Here is a 19,452-nt window from a genome sequence, read left to right as displayed (position 1 = left end):
CGGTTCAGCGGTTCAGCGAATAGCCGATGCGGAACTGCCAGGGCGTCTTGCGGTTGTAGTCGAGCAGGCTCTCGCCATAGCCGACGAAATAGCCCGCCATCAGATAGCCGGCGGTGCCCGGTATCAGCCGGCCCATCGGGTAGGTGAACTGCGCATCGACGCTCCCGTACCACTGGCGGGTACCCTTGCGCACCGTCGCCGCCAGCTCCCACGAGTCGGGTTTGCCGTAGGCGACCCGCAGATCCATATAGCCGCGGTAACGTGCGATATCGCTGTTGTCGCTCTTCTCCAGGTAGTAGTAGAGCTTGGGCGTCACGGTCCAGTGCCAGTCGTTGGTTTCGCCGAAGTGGAAGGTCGGCTTCAGGAACAGCGTATTGATGCTGCGCGACTGATCGCCGTCGCGGCCGTTCGACTCGTGCTCGAGGCCGGTGGCCACCGACAGCCGGCTGATCCAGCGATTGCGCACGCCGGTATCGGACAGGTAATAGAAGATGCTGGGCCGGTAGTTGGTGTCGTGGAAGGGCTTCGATTCCTCCGACAGATCCCACAGCGAGAACTGCGTGTAGCCCAGATACAGGTTGTCCAGCCAGTAGCGCGAGTTCGGGTCGCGGCCCTCGAAGATCCGGTACTTGAAGCTGAACTGGAACTTGGCGTTGGCGCCGCCGTGTGCACCGACGGCGTAGTACATCGGATCGTTGAAGGTCAGCCGGCTGCCCCCGGTCAGGATCGGCTGATCGTAGAGGGGCTGGCCCGTTCCCTTCGGCTGGATCACGGACTCGACCGGCGTCGCCGCGACATCCGCCTGCTGATCGGCCTCGTCTGCCGGCGCGGCAGACGCGGCGGCCGGCGCTGCGGAGGTGGACGGCGTCGCCGCGGTGGCCGGCGGCGTGACCCCCGACTGGTTCAGCGTCACCAGCACCGGCGCGGCATCGATGCCGACCGGATCGAGCCGGATCTGGCCGCGCAGGCTCGGCGGAATCTCGCCCTGATACTGGATGGTGCGATTCTCGCCCCGGCGCAGGCGCACCGTGGCGGGCCCCGGCGTGATCCGGCGCATCGTGATGCGCACCGGCGCGAGCATTTCCGGGGAGGCCACCACTTCCAGCGTATCCGGGACCAGATAGCTGCGGTTGGCCGTGTCGGCGGTCACCAGCAGTGTCAGCCGCAGCGGCTGCGCGCCGTCCAGCACGCGCGGCGGCTGCAGCAGCGCGATCGCGGCGTGAGCGGAGGGCGCGCACAACGCGGCGAGGGCGAAGGAGACGGCTGCCGCGGGCGCGCGCAGGCGCGGCCGACGGCCCGCGGACGGGGTTCGGAGCAACGACATCATCGGAAATTTTGGCGGGCGTGCCGGATATGACGCATGGCACCGCCCCGGAATGGCAACGCGCCAAAGCCTAGCACGCCCGGGGGAGGGCTGGCTGTGACGATTTGTACGGCCGCCGGGCCGACCGCGGCGGACTGCGCCCCGGGATTCAACCGCAAGGGCCGCGCAAATCAGCCGCGCGCGCGGCGTTGCACGCAGGCGATATATTGCTCGCCGTCGGGCGGCAACCCGCTGCGTTGCGATTGCCACAGCATTTCGCCAAGGCATTCCATCATCTGATGGTGTGCCTCATGCGGCGAATCGAGCCGGCGCGCCAGCTGTTCGAATGCCTGCCGGATGCCGCGGGGCTGGTCGACCGACACCTGCTCGGCGATCGACAGATGCATGGCCAGATGCAGGAAGGGATTGGTCTGCCCGCGCTCGGGCGTGAATTCCTCGACGATCGCCGCCTCGGCATCGGCCAACTGGTCGTGATATTCGGGGTGGGCGCGCATCCAGTCGACGGCAATGGCCTCGAGGGGCGTCAGCACTTCGTTGGCGCCTTGCTTGCGCCAGGCTTCGCAAAAGAACCGGCGGACTTCTTCACGGGAGGGATTGAACATGATGGGGGCGATTGTAAACGAGGGCCCGCGCCCCTGCCGACGGCCCGGCACGATGGAGGGGGGTGGTACTGTGCCGCAGGGGCCGCATGCCGACTAGAATGCGGGATCGTTCGACCTCCTGAGGGCCGGCCTGCTCCATGACCGCATCCCCACGCTCATCGACCCCGCTGCGGCACGCCGGCGACAAGCTCGCCGGCGTGCTGCTGATCGCCATCTCGGCCAGCGCCTTCGGCGCGATGGCGATCTTCGCCCGCTTTGCCTATGACGCCGGCGCGGACGTCTATGGCCTGCTGTCGGTGCGGTTCGTGCTGGCTGCGATCGCGCTGGCGGCGGTGATGCGCTGGCAACGGATCGCGTTGCCGCCGTGGCGGCGTGTGCTGGCGCTGGCGGCGATGGGCGGCATCGGCTATGTCGGCCAGTCCTTCTGCTTCTTCAGCGCGCTGAACCATGCTCAGGCCAGCCTGGTGGCCTTGCTGCTGTACTTGTATCCGGTTTTCGTCACCGTGATGGCGGCGCTGTTCCTGAAGGAGAAACTGACCGGCGCGGCGGTCACCGCGCTGGTGCTGTGCTCGGTCGGTGCCGGCCTGACGGTCGGCGGAGGCGAAGGCAGCGCGCTGGGCATCGGCCTCGGGCTGGCGTCGGCGCTGATCTATTCGGTCTACATCATCGTCGGCGCGCGACTGACGCCCGGGGTGCATCCGGTGGCAACGACCACCATCGTCTGCACGGCCGCCGCCGTAGTCTATGTCGGCGCCGCGCTGGCCCGTGCCACCGCAGGCATGCCGCCGCAATTTCCGGCCGATGCCGGCGGCTGGCTGGCGCTGGCGGCGATCGCGCTGCTGTCGACGGTACTGGCCATCCTGACCTTCTTCGCCGGCCTGCAGCGGCTCGGGGCGGCGCAGGCCTCGATGCTGTCCACGCTCGAGCCGGTGGTCACGGTGCTGCTGGCGGCGCTGTTGCTGGGCGAGCAGATCGGCATGGCCCAGGCCATCGGCGGCGGGCTGATCCTGGCCGGCGTGCTGTGGTTGACGCGCAAGGGTACGGCGCGGGAGCCTGTACAACAAAATTGAACGGCTTGCTGAAATCCGTGGCGTGGCGCGGGCAGGGCGCGTCGGTAGAATGCGCCCTTTCCCATACTTCCCCGAGGAATCCGCATGCAACCGCTCGACCAGGCCGCCATCGCCCAGCTGTTCACCGAAGCCCGCACGCATAACGTCTGGCAGGACCGGCAGATCGATGACGCCGTGCTGCACCAGCTGTACGAGACGATGAAGTTCGGTCCTACCGCCGCCAACAGCACGCCGGCCCGCATCGTCTTCGTCAAGACCGCGGCGCAGAAGGAGAAGCTGGTGGCATGCGTGTCCCCGGGCAATGTCGACAAGACCCGCTCGGCCCCGGTGACCGCGATCGTCGCCTTCGATACCGAATTCCACGAGCAACTGCCCAAGCTGTTTCCGCATGCGGATGCCCGTTCCTGGTATGCCGGCCAGCCGCAGAAGATCGCTCGCGACGCGTTGGTCAACAGCTCGCTGCAGGGCGCCTATCTGATTCTGGCGGCGCGCGCGCTCGGCCTCGATTGCGGCCCGATGGGCGGCTTCGATGCGGACAAGGTCAATGCCGCCTTCTTCCCGGACGGCAAGTGGTCGGTCAACTTCCTGATCAATCTGGGCTACGGCGACGCTGACAAGCTGTTCCCGCGCAATCCGCGCCTGAGCTTCGACGAGGCCTGCCGCATCGTCTGACGGTGCGATCGGACTCGATGCCGGCGCGCGCTTACAGGCGCGGCGGCAGCGTCTTGTCCGGGTATTCGCACAACGTCTCGATCGCGCAATGCCAGCATTCGGGCTTGCGCGCCTTGCAGACATAGCGGCCGTGCAGGATCAGCCAGTGGTGCGCGTCGTGCAGGAATTCGTCGGGCACGACTTCCAGCAGCTTCATCTCGACGGCCTGCACGGTCTTGCCGGGCGCGAGTCCGGTGCGGTTGCTGACGCGGAAGATATGCGTGTCGACCGCGACGGTCGGATGGCCGAAGGCGGTGTTGAGCACCACGTTGGCGGTCTTGCGGCCGACCCCCGGCAGCCCTTCCAGCGCCTCGCGATCGGCCGGCACCTTGCCGTTGTAACGCTCGGCCAGGATGCGGCAGGTCTCGATCACATGCTTGGCCTTGGTCTTGTACAGGCCGATGGTCTTGATGTATTCGATCAGGCCGGACTCGCCCAGCGCCAGGATCTTCTGCGGCGTGTTGGCGACCGCGAACAGCTTGCGGGTGGCCTTGTTGACGCCGACATCGGTGGCCTGCGCCGACAGCAGCACGGCGATCAGCAGTTCGAACGGCGAGCTGTACTCGAGTTCGGTGGTGGGCGACGGGTTGGTTTCTCTGAGCGTTTCAAACAGCGCGCGGCACTTGGCGGCGTTCATTGTGGTCGCTTGGTGTCGGAGGGAGCAGGGTGATCGGGCGCGGCGGCAGCCGGCGCGGCGTCGGGACGGTCAACCGGATCGGCCGCTGCGGCGTTGAGCGGCTGGGCAGCCTGCCGCTTCAGGCGTGCGCGTTCGATGGCCGCCTGGATGATGGCCTTCTTGCGTTCCTGCGCCTGGCGTTCGGCCTCGGACGAGGCGGCTTCCTGGCGCAGCGCTTCCAGCTTCGCGGCGGCCTTGGCCGCAAGACGCGCTTCGTTTTCCTCGCGCTCGCGCACCAGCCGCTGCTTGCGCGACAGATAGCGGGACCGGGCCTGATCGGCCTGCGGCTGCGACCAGGCGTCCCAGCCGGTGCGCTCGCCGGTGACCGGAATCATCGCGATGCAGTCGACCGGGCAGGGCGCCACGCACAGGTCGCAGCCGGTGCACCAGTCCGGCAGCACGGTGTGCATCTGCTTGGCGGCGCCGACGATCGCGTCGACCGGGCAAGCCTGAATGCACAGCGTGCAGCCGATGCACAGCGTTTCGTCGATGCGCGCCACCGCGCGCGGCTGTTCGGTGCCGTGCGTCGGATCGAGCGGCAACGGCGCGACCCCGAGTTCGGCCGCCAGACGCCGGATGCCTTCGGCCCCGCCAGGCGGACAGCGGTTGCAATCCGCTTCACCACGCGCCATGGCTTCGGCATAAGGTCGGCATCCCTGAAAGCCGCACTTGGTGCATTGCGTCTGAGGCAGCAGGGCTTCGAGGCGGTCGGCACGGGCGTCCAAAGCGGCGTCCAGGCGGACATCGGCGGGGGAAGCGGAAGCGGTATCGGCGGCGGAAGCGGTCACGAAAACAGGAAAACGATGCGGGGTAACACAAGGTGCAGCCGTACGGTGCGGCTGACGCGGCAAGGATTATCCCCGATTTCGCCGCGCCGCAGAAACCACGAAGATGCGCGCTTTGCCAGGGCGCAGCGTTGATGAACCCGGCTGGCAGGCGCCAGTGGCGCACTTGCGCCATGCCATAACCCACAAAATCGATCCCGACCACGCATGTCGAACGCCACCAAGACGAAACGCGACCCCGAAGGAACCCGTCGTCGCATCATGGATGCGGCCACCGAGGAGTTCGCCAAGGGCGGCCTGGCCGGCGCGCGCGTCGACCAGATCGCCCGCCGCGCCGAGACCAACGAGCGCATGCTGTACTACTACTACGGGAGCAAGGAAGGGCTGTTTCTCGCAGTGCTCGAACGGCAGTATGCGCAGTTTCGCGCGGCCGAGGAGCGCCTGCAGATCGGCGACGAGGACCCGGTCGCCGCGGTCCGCAAGCTGGCCCGTTTCGTCTGGGACTGGTACTACCAGCATCCCGAATTCATCCGCCTGGTCAACAGCGAGAACCTGCACGAGGCGCGGCACCTGAAGAAATCCACGCAGCTGCACGATCTGGTCAACCCGGTGGTCGACGTGCTCGCCGAGATCGTGCGTCGCGGTCAGCGGCAGGGCGTGTTTCGCGAAGGCGTCGATGTGCCGCAGCTCTATCTGACGATCTCGGCGCTGGGCTACTACGTGCTGTCGAACCGTTACACGATCAGCGCAGTGATCGGCCGCGACGTGGCCTCGCAGGACGAGCACGAGCGTTTCGCGCAGCTGCACACGGACATGCTGCTGGCGTATCTGGCGCGTCGCTAGAGCAGATCCGACCGGAAAACAAGACGGGACCGCATCGCGGTCCCGTTTGTCATTGGCGCTTCGCCGTGGGCGGGCAGCGGCTCAGCGATATTTGCGGATGAAGTCGCGCAGTTCCGGATAGATCGTTTCGCGCCAGCGGCGGCCGGAGAAGATACCGTAGTGCCCGCACCGGGGCGCGGTCAGATGCTGCTTGCGGGTCTTCGGAATGCCCGCGCACAGATCGTGCGCGGCGGCGGTCTGGCCGGCGCCCGAGATGTCGTCGAGCTCGCCCTCGATCGTCATCAGCGCGGTGTGCTTGATGTCCTGCGGCCGTACCGGCTCGCCCTGGATCTCCCAGGTGCCATTGGCCAGCCGGAATTCCTGGAAGACTTCGCGGATGGTGTCCAGGTAGTACTCGGCGGCCATGTCCAGCACGGCGTTGTACTCGTCGTAGAAGCGCACATGCGCCTCGGCGTCGTCGGCATCGCCCTCGATCAGGCTCAGGTAGTAGTCGTAATGCGAGGACAGATGGCGATCCGGATTCATCGCGACAAAGCCGGCATGCTGCAGGAAGCCCGGGTAGACGCGACGGCCGTGGCCGGGATAGTTGGCCGGCACCGTGTAGATGACGTTGTTCTCGAACCACTCGTACGACTTGTTGGTCGCCAGCGAGTTGACCGCGGTCGGGCTTTTGCGCGCGTCGATCGGACCGCCCATCATCGTCATGGTCCGGGGCGTCTTCTCGCCGGCCGAGGCCATCAGCGAGATCGCGGCCAGCACGGGCACCGTGGGCTGGCAGACCGAAACGACGTGCAGATTCTCCGCGCCGAGATGACGGATGAATTCCTGGATGTAGCGGATGTAGTCGGCCAGATGGAAGGGACCGTCCTCGACCGGCACCATGCGTGCGTCGACCCAGTCGGTCACATAGACCTTGTGGTCCTGCAACAGTGTGCGCACCGTGTCGCGCAGCAGCGTCGCGTGGTGGCCGGACAGCGGCGCGCAGACCAGCACCGACGGTTCGTCCTTCAGCAACTTGATGGTCTCGGGATCGTCGGCATAGCGCTTGAAGCGGATCAGCTTGCAGAACGGCTTTTCCATGATCGTCTGTTCGACGATCGGAATGTCGCGGCCGTTGGAGCGCACGGACTTGATGTCGAAGGCGGGCTTCTCGTACTCCTTGCCGAGCCGATACAGCAGCTCATAGCCCGCGGCCAGCCGGGTGGCCCCTGGCACCAGCGACAGCGGGCTCAAGGGGTTGGTAAACGTCTTGGCCGTCGCCTGGGCCCACGCGGTCAGCGGGTTCAGGATCGAGCGCTGAAATTCATGCAGTTGGTAAAGCATTGCCGAACACCTGCCTTTCGATATCGGGTTTTCTGCTGTGGCGGATTATGCGCTCAACCCGCTCGTTTTGCGAACGACCGTACGCACAATCTTGCAACGCAGCATATACCTAAAGGTATGCCGGCGTGAGTGGAACTCAATAGGACAATGGCTGTAATTCTGGCGCGGTGTTGGACTACACCGACAGACTGAGCGGTAGGGGTGCAGTGCACCGCACAAAGGCGCGTGTCGCAGTTCGCGCATCAGCGGGGAGGGGCGACCGGCGGGTCAAGCGGCGGGAACGGCCGCCGGAAACGACGCGGGCCCATCGTCGACGGGCCCGCTGGCGTCGGGATGCGTCCGGACGCTTGCGCTTACAGCACGGCCGCGATGGCGTCGACCACGGCGTCGATGTTGCGGCTATTGAGCGCCGCCACGCAGATGCGGCCGGTGCCGACCGCGTAGATGCCGTGCTCCGACTTCAGGCGCTCGACCTGTTCGGTGGTCAGGCCCGAGTACGAGAACATGCCGCGCTGTGCCTTGACGAACGAGAAGTCGCGCGACACGCCCTTGGCGGCCAGCTTGTCGACCAGCGCGTGGCGCATCTGCTTGATGCGGTCGCGCATTTCGGCCAACTCGTCTTCCCACATGGCACGCAGTTCCGGGCTGTTCAGCACGGTGGCGACCACGGTGCCGCCGTGCGTCGGCGGGTTCGAGTAGTTCGTGCGGATCACGCGCTTGACCTGCGACATCACGCGCTGGGCCTCGTCCTTGCTGGTGGTGACGATCGACAGCGCGCCGACGCGTTCCCCATACAGCGAGAAGCTCTTCGAGAACGAGCTCGAGACGAAGAAGGGCAGGCCCGACTCGGCGAACAGACGCACGGCGGCGCCGTCCTGGTCGATGCCGTCGGCGAAGCCCTGGTAGGCCATGTCCAGGAAGGGGATCAGGTTCCGTTCCTTGATCAGGCCGACCACCTGCTGCCATTGCTCGGGCGACAGATCGACGCCGGTCGGATTGTGGCAGCAGGCGTGCAGCACCACGATGGTGTTGGCGGGATACGACTTCAGCGACTCCACCATGCCGGCGAAATTCAGGCCGTGGCTCGGGGCGTCGTAATAGGCATAGTTGACCACGGGGAAACCGGCGGCTTCGAACAGCGCGCGGTGGTTCTCCCAGCTCGGATCGCTGATCGCGACCTTGGCGTCCGGATACAGGCGCTTCAGGAAGTCTGCGCCGATCTTCAGCGCGCCAGTGCCGCCGAGTGCTTGAGCCGTCACGACACGGCCTTCGGTGATCAGCGGCGAGTTCTTGCCGAACAGCAGCGTCTGTACCGCCTGGTCGTAGGCCGCGATGCCCTCGATCGGCAGGTAGCCGCGCGGCGTGGCCGTCGTCAGGCGCGCCTTCTCGGCTTCCTGCACCGCGCGCAGCAGCGGAATCTTCCCTTCGTCGGTGAAGTACACGCCCACGCCCAGATTGACCTTGTTGGCACGGGTGTCGGCGTTGAACGCTTCATTCAGGCCCAGGATGGGGTCGCGCGGGGCCATCTCGACGGCAGAAAACAAACTCATTTGGGATTCTCGTGGTCAGCTATGTAACAAAACGGGAAGGCGTAGAATGCTCGGACTGCGCTGGGGGCGTGCGGCGGGTCCGCCTTGAAACGGACCGCGCAACCCCGAGATTCTAGCGTATCCGCCCGTATTCCAAAGGTTTTCTGCCTGTCTATGTCGAATCTCGCCGTGCCTCTCGCGGATGCCGCGCATACCCTGGACGAGGACAAGTTCGTCACTTTCCCCGGCTCGCCATTTCAGCTGTATCAGCCCTATCCGCCGGCCGGCGACCAGCCCGAGGCGATCCGCCAGCTGGTGGAAGGCATCGAGGACGGCCTGTCCTTCCAGACCCTGCTCGGCGTGACCGGCTCCGGCAAGACCTTCACGATGGCCAATGTGATCGCCAGGATGGGCCGGCCGGCCATCGTGTTTGCCCCGAACAAGACGCTGGCCGCCCAGCTGTACTCCGAATTCCGCGAGTTCTTTCCGCGCAATGCGGTCGAGTACTTCGTCAGCTACTACGACTACTACCAGCCGGAGGCCTACGTTCCGCAGCGCGATCTGTTCATCGAGAAGGACTCGTCGATCAACGAGCATATCGAGCAGATGCGGCTGTCGGCGACCAAGAGCCTGCTGGAGCGCCGCGACACGATCATCGTGGCCACGGTGTCAGCGATCTATGGTATTGGCAACCCGAATGAATACCATCAGATGATTCTGACTCTGCGGGCCGGCGACCGCATCAGCCAGCGCGACGTGATCGGGCGGCTGATCGCGATGCAGTACACCCGCAACGACACGGACTTCCAGCGCGGCACCTTCCGCGTGCGCGGCGACACCGTCGACATCTTCCCGGCGGAACACGCCGAGGTGGCCGTGCGCGTCGAATTGTTCGACGACGAGATCGAGTCGCTGCAGTATTTCGATCCGCTGACCGGCAAGGTGCGGCAGAAGATCCCGCGCTTCACGGTCTATCCGTCGAGCCATTACGTGACGCCGCGCGAGACCGTGCTGCGCGCGATCGAGGCGATCAAGGCGGAGCTGCGCGAGCGGCTCGATTTCTTCTACAAGGAAAACAAGCTGGTCGAGGCGCAGCGGCTGGAGCAGCGCACGCGCTTCGATCTCGAAATGCTGGCCGAGCTGGGCTTCTGCAAGGGCATCGAGAACTATTCGCGCCATCTGTCGGGCGCGCGCCCCGGCGACCCGCCGCCGACGCTGGTCGACTATCTGCCGCCCGACGCGCTGATGTTCCTGGACGAATCGCACGTGCTGATCGGCCAGCTCAACGCGATGTACAACGGCGACCGCTCGCGCAAGACCACGCTGGTCGAATACGGCTTCCGACTGCCGTCCGCGATGGACAACCGTCCCCTGAAGTTCGAGGAGTTCGAGCGCAAGATGCGCCAGGCGGTGTTCGTCACCGCCACGCCCGCCGACTACGAGCGCAACCATGCCGGTCAGGTGGTCGAGCAGGTGGTGCGGCCCACCGGCCTGGTCGATCCGATCATTACCGTGCGGCCGGCGGCGACCCAGGTCGACGATCTGCTGTCCGAGATCCATCTGCGGATCCAGGCGGGCGAGCGGGTGCTGGTCACCACGCTGACCAAGCGGATGGCCGAGCAGCTGACCGAATTCCTGTCCGAGAACGGCATCAAGGTGCGCTACCTGCATTCGGACATCGATACCGTCGAACGGGTCGAGATCATCCGCGACCTGCGCCTGGGCGCCTTCGACGTGCTGGTCGGCATCAATCTGCTGCGCGAGGGCCTCGATATTCCCGAGGTGTCGCTGGTGGCGATCCTCGATGCGGACAAGGAAGGCTTCCTGCGCGCCGAGCGCTCGCTGATCCAGACCATCGGCCGCGCCGCGCGCAACGTCAACGGCACCGCGATCCTGTACGCCGACCGCATCACCGATTCGATGCGCAAGGCGATCGACGAAACCGAGCGCCGCCGCAACAAGCAGATCGCCTTCAATACCGCCAACGGCATCACGCCGCGCGGCGTGGTCAAGCGGATCAAGGACATCATCGACGGCGTCTACGATCCGAACGAGGTCAAGGCCGAGCTGATGGCCGCCGAGGAGCGTGCCCGCTACGAGGACATGAGCGAGAAGCAGGTCGCCAAGGAGATCAAGCGGCTCGAGAAGAAGATGCTCGACCATGCGAAGAACCTGGAGTTCGAGCAGGCCGCGCAGGTCCGGGACCAGCTCAGCAAGCTCAAGCAGCAGGTGTTCGGCGCGGCGGGCGAGGGCGGGGCGCTGCCGGCCTGAGCCGGGAGCGGCGGTGTCGGCGGCCCGCACAGAGTTAAAATCGGCTCCCTTTTCGCCCCCTTTGGGCTCCTTTTTGATGCCGAAACGGATGTCGACCTCGGCCCAGCAGACCGGGGCCACACATCGACCCGTACGATCCGAACGATGAAACGCTTTGCCATTTTGATGTGCTGCATGGGAAATATCTGCCGCTCGCCGACCGCGGAAGGCGTGCTGCGCGCCAAGCTCGCGCAGGCCGGGCTGGCCGATGCGGTCGAGGTCGATTCGGCCGGTACCCACAGCTACCATCTCGGCCATGCGCCGGACCGCCGGGCCCAGCAGCATGCGCTGGCCCGCGGCTACGATCTGGCCGGGCAACGGGCGCGGCTGGCGGCGGTCGAGGACTTCGCCCGCTTCGACCTGGTGCTGGCGATGGACCGCGACAACCTCGCGCGCCTGCAGGCGCTGTGCCCGCCCGAGCATCGCCACAAGGTGAAGCTGCTGATGCACTTCGCCACCCGGCACGACGCCGACGAGGTGCCCGATCCCTACTACGGCGAAGGCGATGGCTTCGAGCGCGTGCTCGATTACGTCGAGGACGCCTGCGACGGCATCGTCACGATGCTGCGCCAGCGGCAATGACTGCCGGGCCGCGCCGCGGCCCCTCCGCCTGCTTGCCCACCCGCCTGCGTCCTGCCTGATTCGCGCCTGATTCGCGCCAGCCTTTCTCTCTTTCCCGATGTTTCGATCCCTGCTTCGCAAATGGCGCGAGTCGCGCAATGCCAGCCTGCAACTGGACGCCATCCTGTCCGCCGCCAATCCGGACGGCACGCTGGCCGAGCGCAACGGCTGGCTGATCGAGCTGGGCTACTGGCTGCGCCGTGACGGCCTGCCGGCCACGGATGCGGCCGAACTGGCCGGTCAGGACACCACCTGGCGCGAGCATGTCCGGCTGCGCTATCTGCTGCAGGTGCTCGAACGCAATCCGGAACTGGCCGCGCGCTTTGCCCGCACGGTCCGGTCGATCGTGCGCGACAACGACCCGACCGGCCTGTTCTGCGACACCGGCGTCGCTTCGCATCCGGGCTTCTGGGGCGAGATGATGGACCGGCTGCAGGCGCGCTTTCTGTCGCCGCCGCCGAATCGCGGCGATATGGCCGATCTGTTCGCGCTGCTGTTCGTCGGCGAGCACGATGCCGACTGGGTCGCCGCGCTCGATGGCGAACTGCTCGATCGCCTTGGTGCGCTGCTGATGTTCGCGCCGGAGGAGGGCGGCGAACCGGCACGCGAAGGCGGCGGCGACGATGGCGGCCGCTCCGTCGACAACGAGCTAGCCGCCCACGCCGCGTCGGCGGCGGGCCAGGCGCTGCACGCGCGCTACCGGGACGATTTCGCGCGTACGCTGGCGAGCAGCATCCAGGTGCTGGCCAGCCAGGTGCGTGCCACCGGCCTGAGTCAGTCGATCCGCGCGCGCCTGCCGGGACGGGTCGACGATACGCCGTTCTTCCGCCTCGGCCCGGCCGTCGCCGCGCTGTGCGAGGAGGGGCTGGCGCACGACAGCGAAGTCTTCCTGCACCGGCTGAACTACTGCCGCGCGCTGCTCGACGGCTGTCACGACGCCGCCCGCCATGTCTACGCGGATCTGGAGCAGAACGGCGTCTCGGTCGAAGTCGTGTTCCAGATCGAGCGAATGAAGGTGCGGCTCGCCCGCATCGACTTGCTGCTGGCCGCCTGGGTCGATCCTGCCCGCCGCGGCAAGGTGGCGCAGCTGGCCGGCGAGCTGATCCGCACGACACAGGCGCGCCGCAGCGTCAAGCATCTGGCGGCCGAGTCCTTCTCGCAGCTGGCGCGCAAGGTGGTCGAGCGTTCCGCCGAGACCGGCGAGCACTACATCACGCGCGATCGCAAGGAATACGGGGAGCTGGTGCGCGCGGCCGCCGGTGGGGGCCTGATCACCGTGGGCACCGTCTACCTGAAATTCCTGATCTACGGCCTGCATCTGGACAAGTTCATCGAAGGGCTGCTGGCCTCGCTGAACTATGCCGGGAGCTTTCTCGCGATCCACTTCGCTCATTTCACGTTGGCGACCAAGCAGCCGGCGATGACGGGCCCGGCGCTGGCGCACCGGCTCGACGCGGTGGGGCGGCCGGAAGGCAGGGAGGCCTTCGTCGAGGACACCATCGCGATGATCCGCTCGAACGCGGCGGCCATCGTCGGCAATCTGGCGGTGGTCTTTCCGGTGGCGCTGGCAATCCAGTGGCTGGCCGGCAAGCTGCTGTCGGTCAACCTGATCACGCCGGACAAGGCGATCGCCACCATCGAGTCGTTCTCGATCCTCGGGCCGACGCCGCTGTACGCGATCTTCACCGGCGTGCTGCTGTGGGTGTCGAGCCTGATCGCCGGCTGGGCGGACAACTGGTTCGCGCTGCACCGGATGCACGACGTGCTGGCCTACCACCGCCGGCTGCGCTACGTGTTGGGAGAGCGCGGGGCGATGCGCGTCGCCGATTTCTGGAAGCGGAATCTGTCCGGCATCGCGGGCAATGTCTCGCTCGGCTTCCTGCTCGGCCTGGGGCCCGAGATCCTGAGCTTCTTCGGCCCGCATATGGAGGTGCGCCACGTGACGCTGTCGACGGGGTCGGTCGGCACCGCGATCGGCGTGCTGGGCGTCGATGCGCTGCGGATGCCGGCGTTGTGGCTCGCGGTGGCGGGCATCGCGCTGATGGGGCTGCTGAACGTGGCGGTCAGCTTCGCGCTGGCCTTCCATATGGCGCTGCGCTCGCGCAATCTGCGCCGCGTCGACCGCCGGGCGCTGAGCGCCGCGGTGCGGGCGCGCATCCTGCGTGATCCGCTCTCGCTGATTGTGCCGCCGCGCCAGGCGCCGGGGGCTGCTGGGCCCCGCCAGGCTTAGGCGGGCGGCTGGATGACGTCGCCGTCACTGCATCATCTGGCGTCAAAGTGACATGGGGTAGTTGACTGATTTAGTCGGGAAATTTATACTTGACGAAATTCATCAGGTATTACCCCCGCAATCATGAGATTGACGACCAAAGGCCGCTTCGCGGTGACCGCCATGATCGACCTGGCCATGCGCCAGGACCAGGGTCCGGTGACGCTGGCCGGCATCAGCCAGCGCCAGAAGATCTCGCTGTCCTACCTGGAACAGTTGTTCGCCAAGCTGCGCCGGCATCAGATCGTCGAGAGCGTGCGCGGCCCGGGCGGCGGCTACAGCCTGGCGCGCAAGTCCGAGGACGTGACGGTGGCCGACATCATCATCGCGGTGGATGAACCGCTCGATGCCACCCAGTGCGGCGGCAAGGGCAATTGCAATGGCGACGAGAATACCGGCCGCTGCATGACCCACGAACTGTGGGCGACCCTGAACCAGAAGATGGTCGAGTATCTGGACTCGGTCTCGCTGAAGGATCTGGTCGACCAGCAGCGCGCCCGCCAGCCCGGCGTGCTGCGCGACATGCGCGAGGACGGCAGCGCCCGCCAGCCGGCACCGGCGGCCCGGCCGCAAGCCGGCGCGGCGGAAAAGGCGGACAAGCCCGCCCGGCCCAAGATGGTGAATTCGGTTTTCAGCCTGGCGCAGTCCTGATCGGGACAGCAGCCAGGCGACGTACAGTGTCCCACCCGGCAGTCAAAACAAGGCAGTGACAACGATGAGCACCCCACATTTCCCGATCTACATGGATTATTCGGCCACCACGCCGGTGGACCCGCGCGTGGCGGACAAGATGATTCCGTATCTGCGCGAGCAGTTCGGCAATCCCGCGTCGCGCAGCCACGCGTATGGCTGGCAAGCCGAGAAGGCCGTCGAGGAAGCGCGCGAACAGGTCGCCGCGCTGGTCGGCGCCGATCCGCGCGAGATCGTCTGGACCTCGGGCGCAACCGAGTCCGACAACCTCGCGATCAAGGGCGCGGCCAATTTCTATTCGGGCAAGGGCAAGCACATCATCACGGTCAAGACCGAGCACAAGGCGGTACTCGACACCACGCGCGAGCTGGAACGCCAGGGTTTCGAGGTGACCTATCTGGACGTGCAGGAAAACGGCCTGATCGACATCGAGGTGTTCAAGCAGGCGCTGCGCCCGGACACCATCCTGGTTTCGGTGATGCTGGTCAACAACGAGATCGGCGTGATCCAGGACATCGAGCAGATCGGCGAGATCTGCCGCGAGAAGGGCATCATCTTCCACTGCGACGCCGCCCAGGCCACCGGCAAGGTCGAGATCGATCTGTCGAAGCTGAAGGTCGACCTGATGTCGTTCTCCGCCCACAAGACCTATGGCCCGAAGGGCATCGGCGCGCTGTACGTCCGCCGCAAGCCGCGCGTGCGCATCGAAGCGCAGATGCACGGCGGCGGCCACGAGCGCGGCATGCGTTCGGGCACGCTGGCCACGCACCAGATCGTCGGCATGGGTGAAGCCTTCCGCATCGCCCGCGAGGAAATGGCGACCGAGAACGAGCGCATCCGCATGCTGCGCGACCGCCTGTGGAACGGCCTGTCGGGCATGGAAGAGGTCTATCTGAACGGCGATTTCGAGCGCCGCGTGCCGCACAACCTGAACGTCAGCTTCAACTTCGTCGAAGGCGAGTCGCTGATCATGGCGATCAAGGATGTCGCGGTGTCGTCGGGCTCGGCCTGCACCTCGGCCTCGCTGGAGCCGTCCTACGTGCTGCGCGCGCTGGGCCGCAACGACGAGCTGGCCCACAGCTCGATCCGCTTCACCGTCGGTCGCTTCACCACCGAACAGGAGATCGATTACACGGTCGAACTGTTGAAGAGCAAGATCGGCAAGCTGCGCGACCTGTCCCCGCTGTGGGAGATGTACAAGGACGGCGTGGACCTGAATTCGATTCAATGGGCGGCGCATTGAACGCTGGCCTTCCGACCCCATAAAAGTTACGTCACAGAGGTAGCCAAATGTCCTACAGCAACAAGGTACTCGACCACTACGAAAACCCCCGCAATGTCGGCTCGTTCGACAAGAACGACGAGGCCGTCGGTACCGGCATGGTCGGTGCGCCCGCCTGCGGCGACGTGATGAAGCTGCAGATCAAGGTCAACGAGCAAGGCGTGATCGAGGACGCCAAGTTCAAGACCTACGGTTGCGGCTCGGCGATCGCCTCGTCGTCGCTGGTGACCGAGTGGGTCAAGGGCAAGACCGTCGACCAGGCGCTGGAGATCAAGAACACCCAGATCGCCGAGGAACTGGCGCTGCCGCCGGTGAAGATTCACTGCTCGATCCTGGCCGAAGACGCGATCAAGGCCGCAGTCGAGGACTACAAGAAGAAGCACGCGGGCGCCCAGACGCAACAGGCCGCCTGAGCGATCGAAGGGAAGTGGTAGCGATGATCACATTGACCGAAAAAGCCGCGAAGCACGTTTCGCGCTATCTGGACCGCCGGGGCAAGGGCATCGGCCTGCGGCTCGGCGTCAAGACGACCGGCTGTTCCGGCCTGGCGTACAAGCTCGAGTATGTCGACGAGCTGCATCCGGAAGACCAGGTGTTCGAGTCGCACGGCGTCAAGGTGGTGGTCGATCCCAAGAGCCTGCCCTATATCGACGGCACCGAGCTCGACTTCGCTCGCGAGGGGTTGAACGAAGGCTTCCGCTTCAACAACCCGAACGTCAAGGACGAGTGCGGGTGCGGCGAATCGTTCCGCGTGTAAGGCCGGCGGCCTGAGCGTTTTCCTCTCCCGACGACGGGAGAGAGCCGGGCAGGGCGGCGACGCATCGCAGCGCCGCCGCCTTCTTCGCCATAGCCTTCCAGCAGGACTACCTTGAAAGACGATTACTTCGCGCTGTTCGGGCTGCCGGCCCGCTTCACCGTCGACGAGGCCGCGCTCGACGCCGCCTACCGCACGGTGCAATCGCAGGCGCATCCCGATCGCTTCGCCCATGCCGGCGACGCCGAGCGCCGCGTCGCGATGCAATGGGCCGCGCATGCCAACGAGGCGTATCGGACCTTGCGCCAGCCGCTCAAGCGGGCGATCTATCTGCTGTCGCTGCGCGGCATCGATATCCAGGCCGAGAACAATACGGCGATGGCGCCGGCTTTCCTGATGCAGCAGATGGAATGGCGCGAGGCGCTGCAGGAGGCGGCACAGCAGCGCGACGCCGCGGCGCTCGACGCGCTGCTGCAATCGCTGCGGCAGGAAAAGCGCGAACGCCAGGCCGCGCTCGGCGACCTGCTCGATGCCGGCGACGACGAGGCCGCGGCGGCCGCGGCGCGCCAGCTGATGTTCGTGGAGAAGATCGAGCACGACGCCAGCGAGGCGATCGACCGCCTCGAAAGCTAGCGCGGCGGGCACCATCGCGGGGGCCATGACACAATGGCGCCCCGGCAAAGCGGGTGTTCCAGCGGCGCATTTTGCGACCATGCGCAACCATCGCGCGACGAGCGCTCCGGCCCACCCGACAACAGAACATTGACCATGGCACTGCTTCAGATTTCCGAACCCGGCATGTCGCCGGCGCCCCACCAGCGACGGCTTGCGGTCGGTATCGACCTCGGCACCACCAATTCGCTGGTGGCGGCCGTTCGCAACAGCATTCCCGAGGTGCTGGCCGACGAGAGCGGCCGCACGCTGCTGCCGTCGGTGGTGCGCTATCTGCCGAACAAGACCGCGCAGATCGGCTATCGCGCCCAGGAAGAGGCGGTGCGCGACCCCAAGAACACCATCGTTTCGGTCAAGCGCTTCATGGGCCGCGGCTTGCATGACGTCGCCCATATCGAACACAGCCCCTACGACTTCGTCGACGCGCCGGGCATGCTGCAGATCAAGACCGTGGCCGGCATCAAGAGCCCGGTCGAGGTGTCCGCGGAGATTCTCGCCACGCTGCGCCAGCGCGCCGAGGATGCGCTGGGCGACGATCTGGTGGGCGCGGTGATCACGGTGCCGGCCTATTTCGACGACGCGCAGCGTCAGGCGACCAAGGACGCGGCGCGTCTGGCCGGCCTCGAAGTGCTGCGCCTGTTGAACGAGCCGACCGCGGCGGCGATCGCTTACGGACTCGACAACGCCTCGGAAGGCATCTACGCGGTCTACGACCTGGGCGGCGGCACCTTCGATATCTCGGTGCTGAAGCTGACCAAGGGTGTCTTCGAGGTGATGGCGACCGGCGGCGATTCCGCGCTGGGCGGCGACGACTTCGACCAGCGCCTGGTCTGCTGGATCGTCGAGCAGGCCGGGCTGCAGCCGCTGTCCGCCGAGGACACCCGCCTGCTGATGGTGCGTGCGCGCGCCGCCAAGGAAGCGCTGTCGGAAGCCGAGAGCACGGTGATCGACGCAGTGCTGACTACCGGCGAGATCGTCCACCTGCCGCTGAGCGCCGAGCAGTTCCGCGAGATGACCGCGCATCTGGTGCAGAAGACCCTGGCGCCGGTGCGCAAGGCCCTGCGCGATGCCGGCGTGGCGGCCGACGAGGTCAAAGGCGTGGTGCTCGTCGGCGGCGCCACGCGCATGCCGTCGATCCGCAAGGCGGTCGCGGAATTCTTCGGCCAGCCGCCGCTGACCAATCTCGATCCGGACAAGGTGGTCGCGCTGGGCGCGGCAATGCAGGCCAATCTGCTGGCCGGCAACCATGCCCCCGGCGACGACTGGCTGCTGCTCGACGTGATTCCGCTGTCGCTGGGCGTCGAAACGATGGGCGGCCTGGTCGAGAAGATCATCCCCCGCAACAGCACGATTCCGGTCGCGCGCGCGCAGGAGTTCACCACCTTCAAGGATGGCCAGACCGCGATGGCGATCCACGTGCTGCAGGGCGAACGCGAGTTGGCCAGCGACTGCCGCTCGCTGGCGCGTTTCGAGCTGCGCGGCATTCCGCCGATGGTGGCCGGGGCCGCGCGCATCCGCGTGACCTATCAGGTCGACGCGGACGGCCTGCTGTCGGTCTCCGCGCGCGAACTGCATTCCGGCGTCGAAGCGGCCATCACGGTCAAGCCGTCGTACGGGCTGGCCGACGACGATATCGCACGGATGCTGCAGGACAGCTTCCGCGAGGCCGAGCACGACATGAAGAGCCGCGCGCTGGCCGAGGAGCGTGTCGAGGCGGAGCGGCTGCTCGAAGCCACCCGCAGCGCGCTGCAGGTCGACGGCGATCTGCTGTCGGACGACGAGCGCGCCGAGATCGAGGCATTGATGACCCGCGTGCGCGACACCGCCGCCGCCGACGACCATCTGGCCATCAAGGCGGCGATCGAAACGCTGTCGCGCGGCACCGACGAGTTCGCCGCCCGGCGCATGGACCGTTCGATCAAGCAAGCGCTGGCCGGCCGCAAGGTGCAGGAACTCGGCTGAAGGCATCCCGCTGCAGGAACCCGCAAGCC

Annotated in this window: 18 protein-coding genes; 12 read left to right on the top strand and 6 right to left on the bottom strand. The window is 66.4% G+C overall.

The genetic code is table 11. The features are described 5' to 3' along the window. Positions 1-4: 4 nt before the first annotated feature. Positions 5-1,324 (bottom strand): phospholipase A, encoded by a 1,320-nt coding sequence (locus tag HTY53_RS07400; protein WP_174105891.1) that lies wholly within the window; start codon positions 1,322-1,324, stop codon positions 5-7. Positions 1,325-1,494: 170 nt separating this feature from the next. Next, positions 1,495-1,926 carry a DUF1841 family protein gene (locus HTY53_RS07395; RefSeq protein WP_174105846.1) on the bottom strand — a complete coding sequence of 144 codons (432 nt, stop codon included), beginning with the start codon at positions 1,924-1,926 and terminating at the stop codon, positions 1,495-1,497. Between the two features lie 137 nt (positions 1,927-2,063). On the opposite strand from HTY53_RS07395, the gene HTY53_RS07390 reads away from it, so the two are divergent. Together HTY53_RS07390 and HTY53_RS07385 are read left to right on the top strand one after the other, a co-directional pair. Beyond that, a complete protein-coding gene (locus HTY53_RS07390; RefSeq protein WP_174105845.1) occupies positions 2,064-2,996 on the top strand; it encodes a DMT family transporter in 933 nt (310 codons plus the stop codon). Positions 2,997-3,080: 84 nt separating this feature from the next. Next, the gene (locus HTY53_RS07385) at positions 3,081-3,668 is read left to right on the top strand and encodes a malonic semialdehyde reductase (RefSeq protein WP_174105844.1); all 588 of its coding nucleotides are present in this window, start codon (positions 3,081-3,083) and stop codon (positions 3,666-3,668) included. 31 nt (positions 3,669-3,699) lie between these two features. Here HTY53_RS07385 and nth read toward each other — a convergent pair whose 3' ends face one another. Beyond that, entirely contained in the window at positions 3,700-4,344 is a 645-nt protein-coding gene (gene nth / locus HTY53_RS07380; RefSeq protein WP_174105843.1) for an endonuclease III, read from the bottom strand. Then, positions 4,341-5,120, bottom strand: a complete 780-nt coding sequence (rsxB, locus tag HTY53_RS07375) for an electron transport complex subunit RsxB (protein WP_174105890.1) — start codon at positions 5,118-5,120, stop codon at positions 4,341-4,343. Before rsxB ends, nth begins: the two co-directional genes overlap by 4 nt. Positions 5,121-5,375: 255 nt before the next feature. Here rsxB and HTY53_RS07370 point away from each other — a divergent pair, with 255 nt between their 5' ends. After that, positions 5,376-6,011 (top strand): TetR family transcriptional regulator, encoded by a 636-nt coding sequence (locus HTY53_RS07370; RefSeq protein WP_174105842.1) that lies wholly within the window; start codon positions 5,376-5,378, stop codon positions 6,009-6,011. Positions 6,012-6,092: 81 nt separating this feature from the next. Here the strand turns inward: HTY53_RS07370 and HTY53_RS07365 are convergent, their stop codons facing one another. Beyond that, positions 6,093-7,334 (bottom strand): polyhydroxyalkanoate depolymerase, encoded by a 1,242-nt coding sequence (locus HTY53_RS07365; RefSeq protein ID WP_174105841.1) that lies wholly within the window; start codon positions 7,332-7,334, stop codon positions 6,093-6,095. 353 nt (positions 7,335-7,687) lie between these two features. Then, positions 7,688-8,884: an amino acid aminotransferase gene (locus HTY53_RS07360; protein ID WP_174105840.1), complete on the bottom strand. Its 1,197-nt coding sequence runs from the start codon at positions 8,882-8,884 to the stop codon at positions 7,688-7,690. Positions 8,885-9,037: 153 nt separating this feature from the next. Here HTY53_RS07360 and uvrB point away from each other — a divergent pair, with 153 nt between their 5' ends. The 9 genes from uvrB (at position 9,038) to hscA (ending at position 19,423) form a co-directional block, all read left to right on the top strand. Beyond that, positions 9,038-11,134, top strand: a complete 2,097-nt coding sequence (gene uvrB, locus HTY53_RS07355) for an excinuclease ABC subunit UvrB (protein ID WP_174105839.1) — start codon at positions 9,038-9,040, stop codon at positions 11,132-11,134. Positions 11,135-11,278: 144 nt separating this feature from the next. Then, positions 11,279-11,755, top strand: a complete 477-nt coding sequence (locus tag HTY53_RS07350) for a low molecular weight protein-tyrosine-phosphatase (RefSeq protein ID WP_174105838.1) — start codon at positions 11,279-11,281, stop codon at positions 11,753-11,755. Positions 11,756-11,852: 97 nt separating this feature from the next. Further along, complete coding sequence (locus HTY53_RS07345) at positions 11,853-14,024, top strand: site-specific recombinase (RefSeq protein ID WP_174105837.1); 2,172 nt, start codon at positions 11,853-11,855, stop codon at positions 14,022-14,024. A 123-nt stretch (positions 14,025-14,147) separates the two neighbouring features. Beyond that, complete coding sequence (gene iscR, locus HTY53_RS07340; protein ID WP_174105836.1) at positions 14,148-14,714, top strand: Fe-S cluster assembly transcriptional regulator IscR; 567 nt, start codon at positions 14,148-14,150, stop codon at positions 14,712-14,714. A 64-nt stretch (positions 14,715-14,778) separates the two neighbouring features. Further along, positions 14,779-15,996: an IscS subfamily cysteine desulfurase gene (locus HTY53_RS07335; RefSeq protein WP_174105835.1), complete on the top strand. Its 1,218-nt coding sequence runs from the start codon at positions 14,779-14,781 to the stop codon at positions 15,994-15,996. A gap of 47 nt (positions 15,997-16,043) precedes the next feature. Beyond that, a complete protein-coding gene (gene iscU / locus HTY53_RS07330; protein WP_174105834.1) occupies positions 16,044-16,448 on the top strand; it encodes a Fe-S cluster assembly scaffold IscU in 405 nt (134 codons plus the stop codon). A 23-nt stretch (positions 16,449-16,471) separates the two neighbouring features. Further along, positions 16,472-16,792 carry an iron-sulfur cluster assembly protein IscA gene (iscA, locus tag HTY53_RS07325; RefSeq protein ID WP_174105833.1) on the top strand — a complete coding sequence of 107 codons (321 nt, stop codon included), beginning with the start codon at positions 16,472-16,474 and terminating at the stop codon, positions 16,790-16,792. Positions 16,793-16,903: 111 nt separating this feature from the next. Further along, positions 16,904-17,422 carry a Fe-S protein assembly co-chaperone HscB gene (gene hscB, locus HTY53_RS07320; RefSeq protein WP_174105832.1) on the top strand — a complete coding sequence of 173 codons (519 nt, stop codon included), beginning with the start codon at positions 16,904-16,906 and terminating at the stop codon, positions 17,420-17,422. Positions 17,423-17,557: 135 nt separating this feature from the next. Further along, complete coding sequence (gene hscA / locus HTY53_RS07315) at positions 17,558-19,423, top strand: Fe-S protein assembly chaperone HscA (RefSeq protein ID WP_174105831.1); 1,866 nt, start codon at positions 17,558-17,560, stop codon at positions 19,421-19,423. Positions 19,424-19,452: the final 29 nt, after the last annotated feature.

Origin of the sequence: Cupriavidus gilardii, assembly GCF_013314895.1 — a bacterium.
Lineage (GTDB): Bacteria > Pseudomonadota > Gammaproteobacteria > Burkholderiales > Burkholderiaceae > Cupriavidus > Cupriavidus gilardii_C.
The sequence above is the reverse complement of the archived record's forward strand: the minus strand, read 5'-3'. Positions and strand labels throughout refer to the sequence as shown.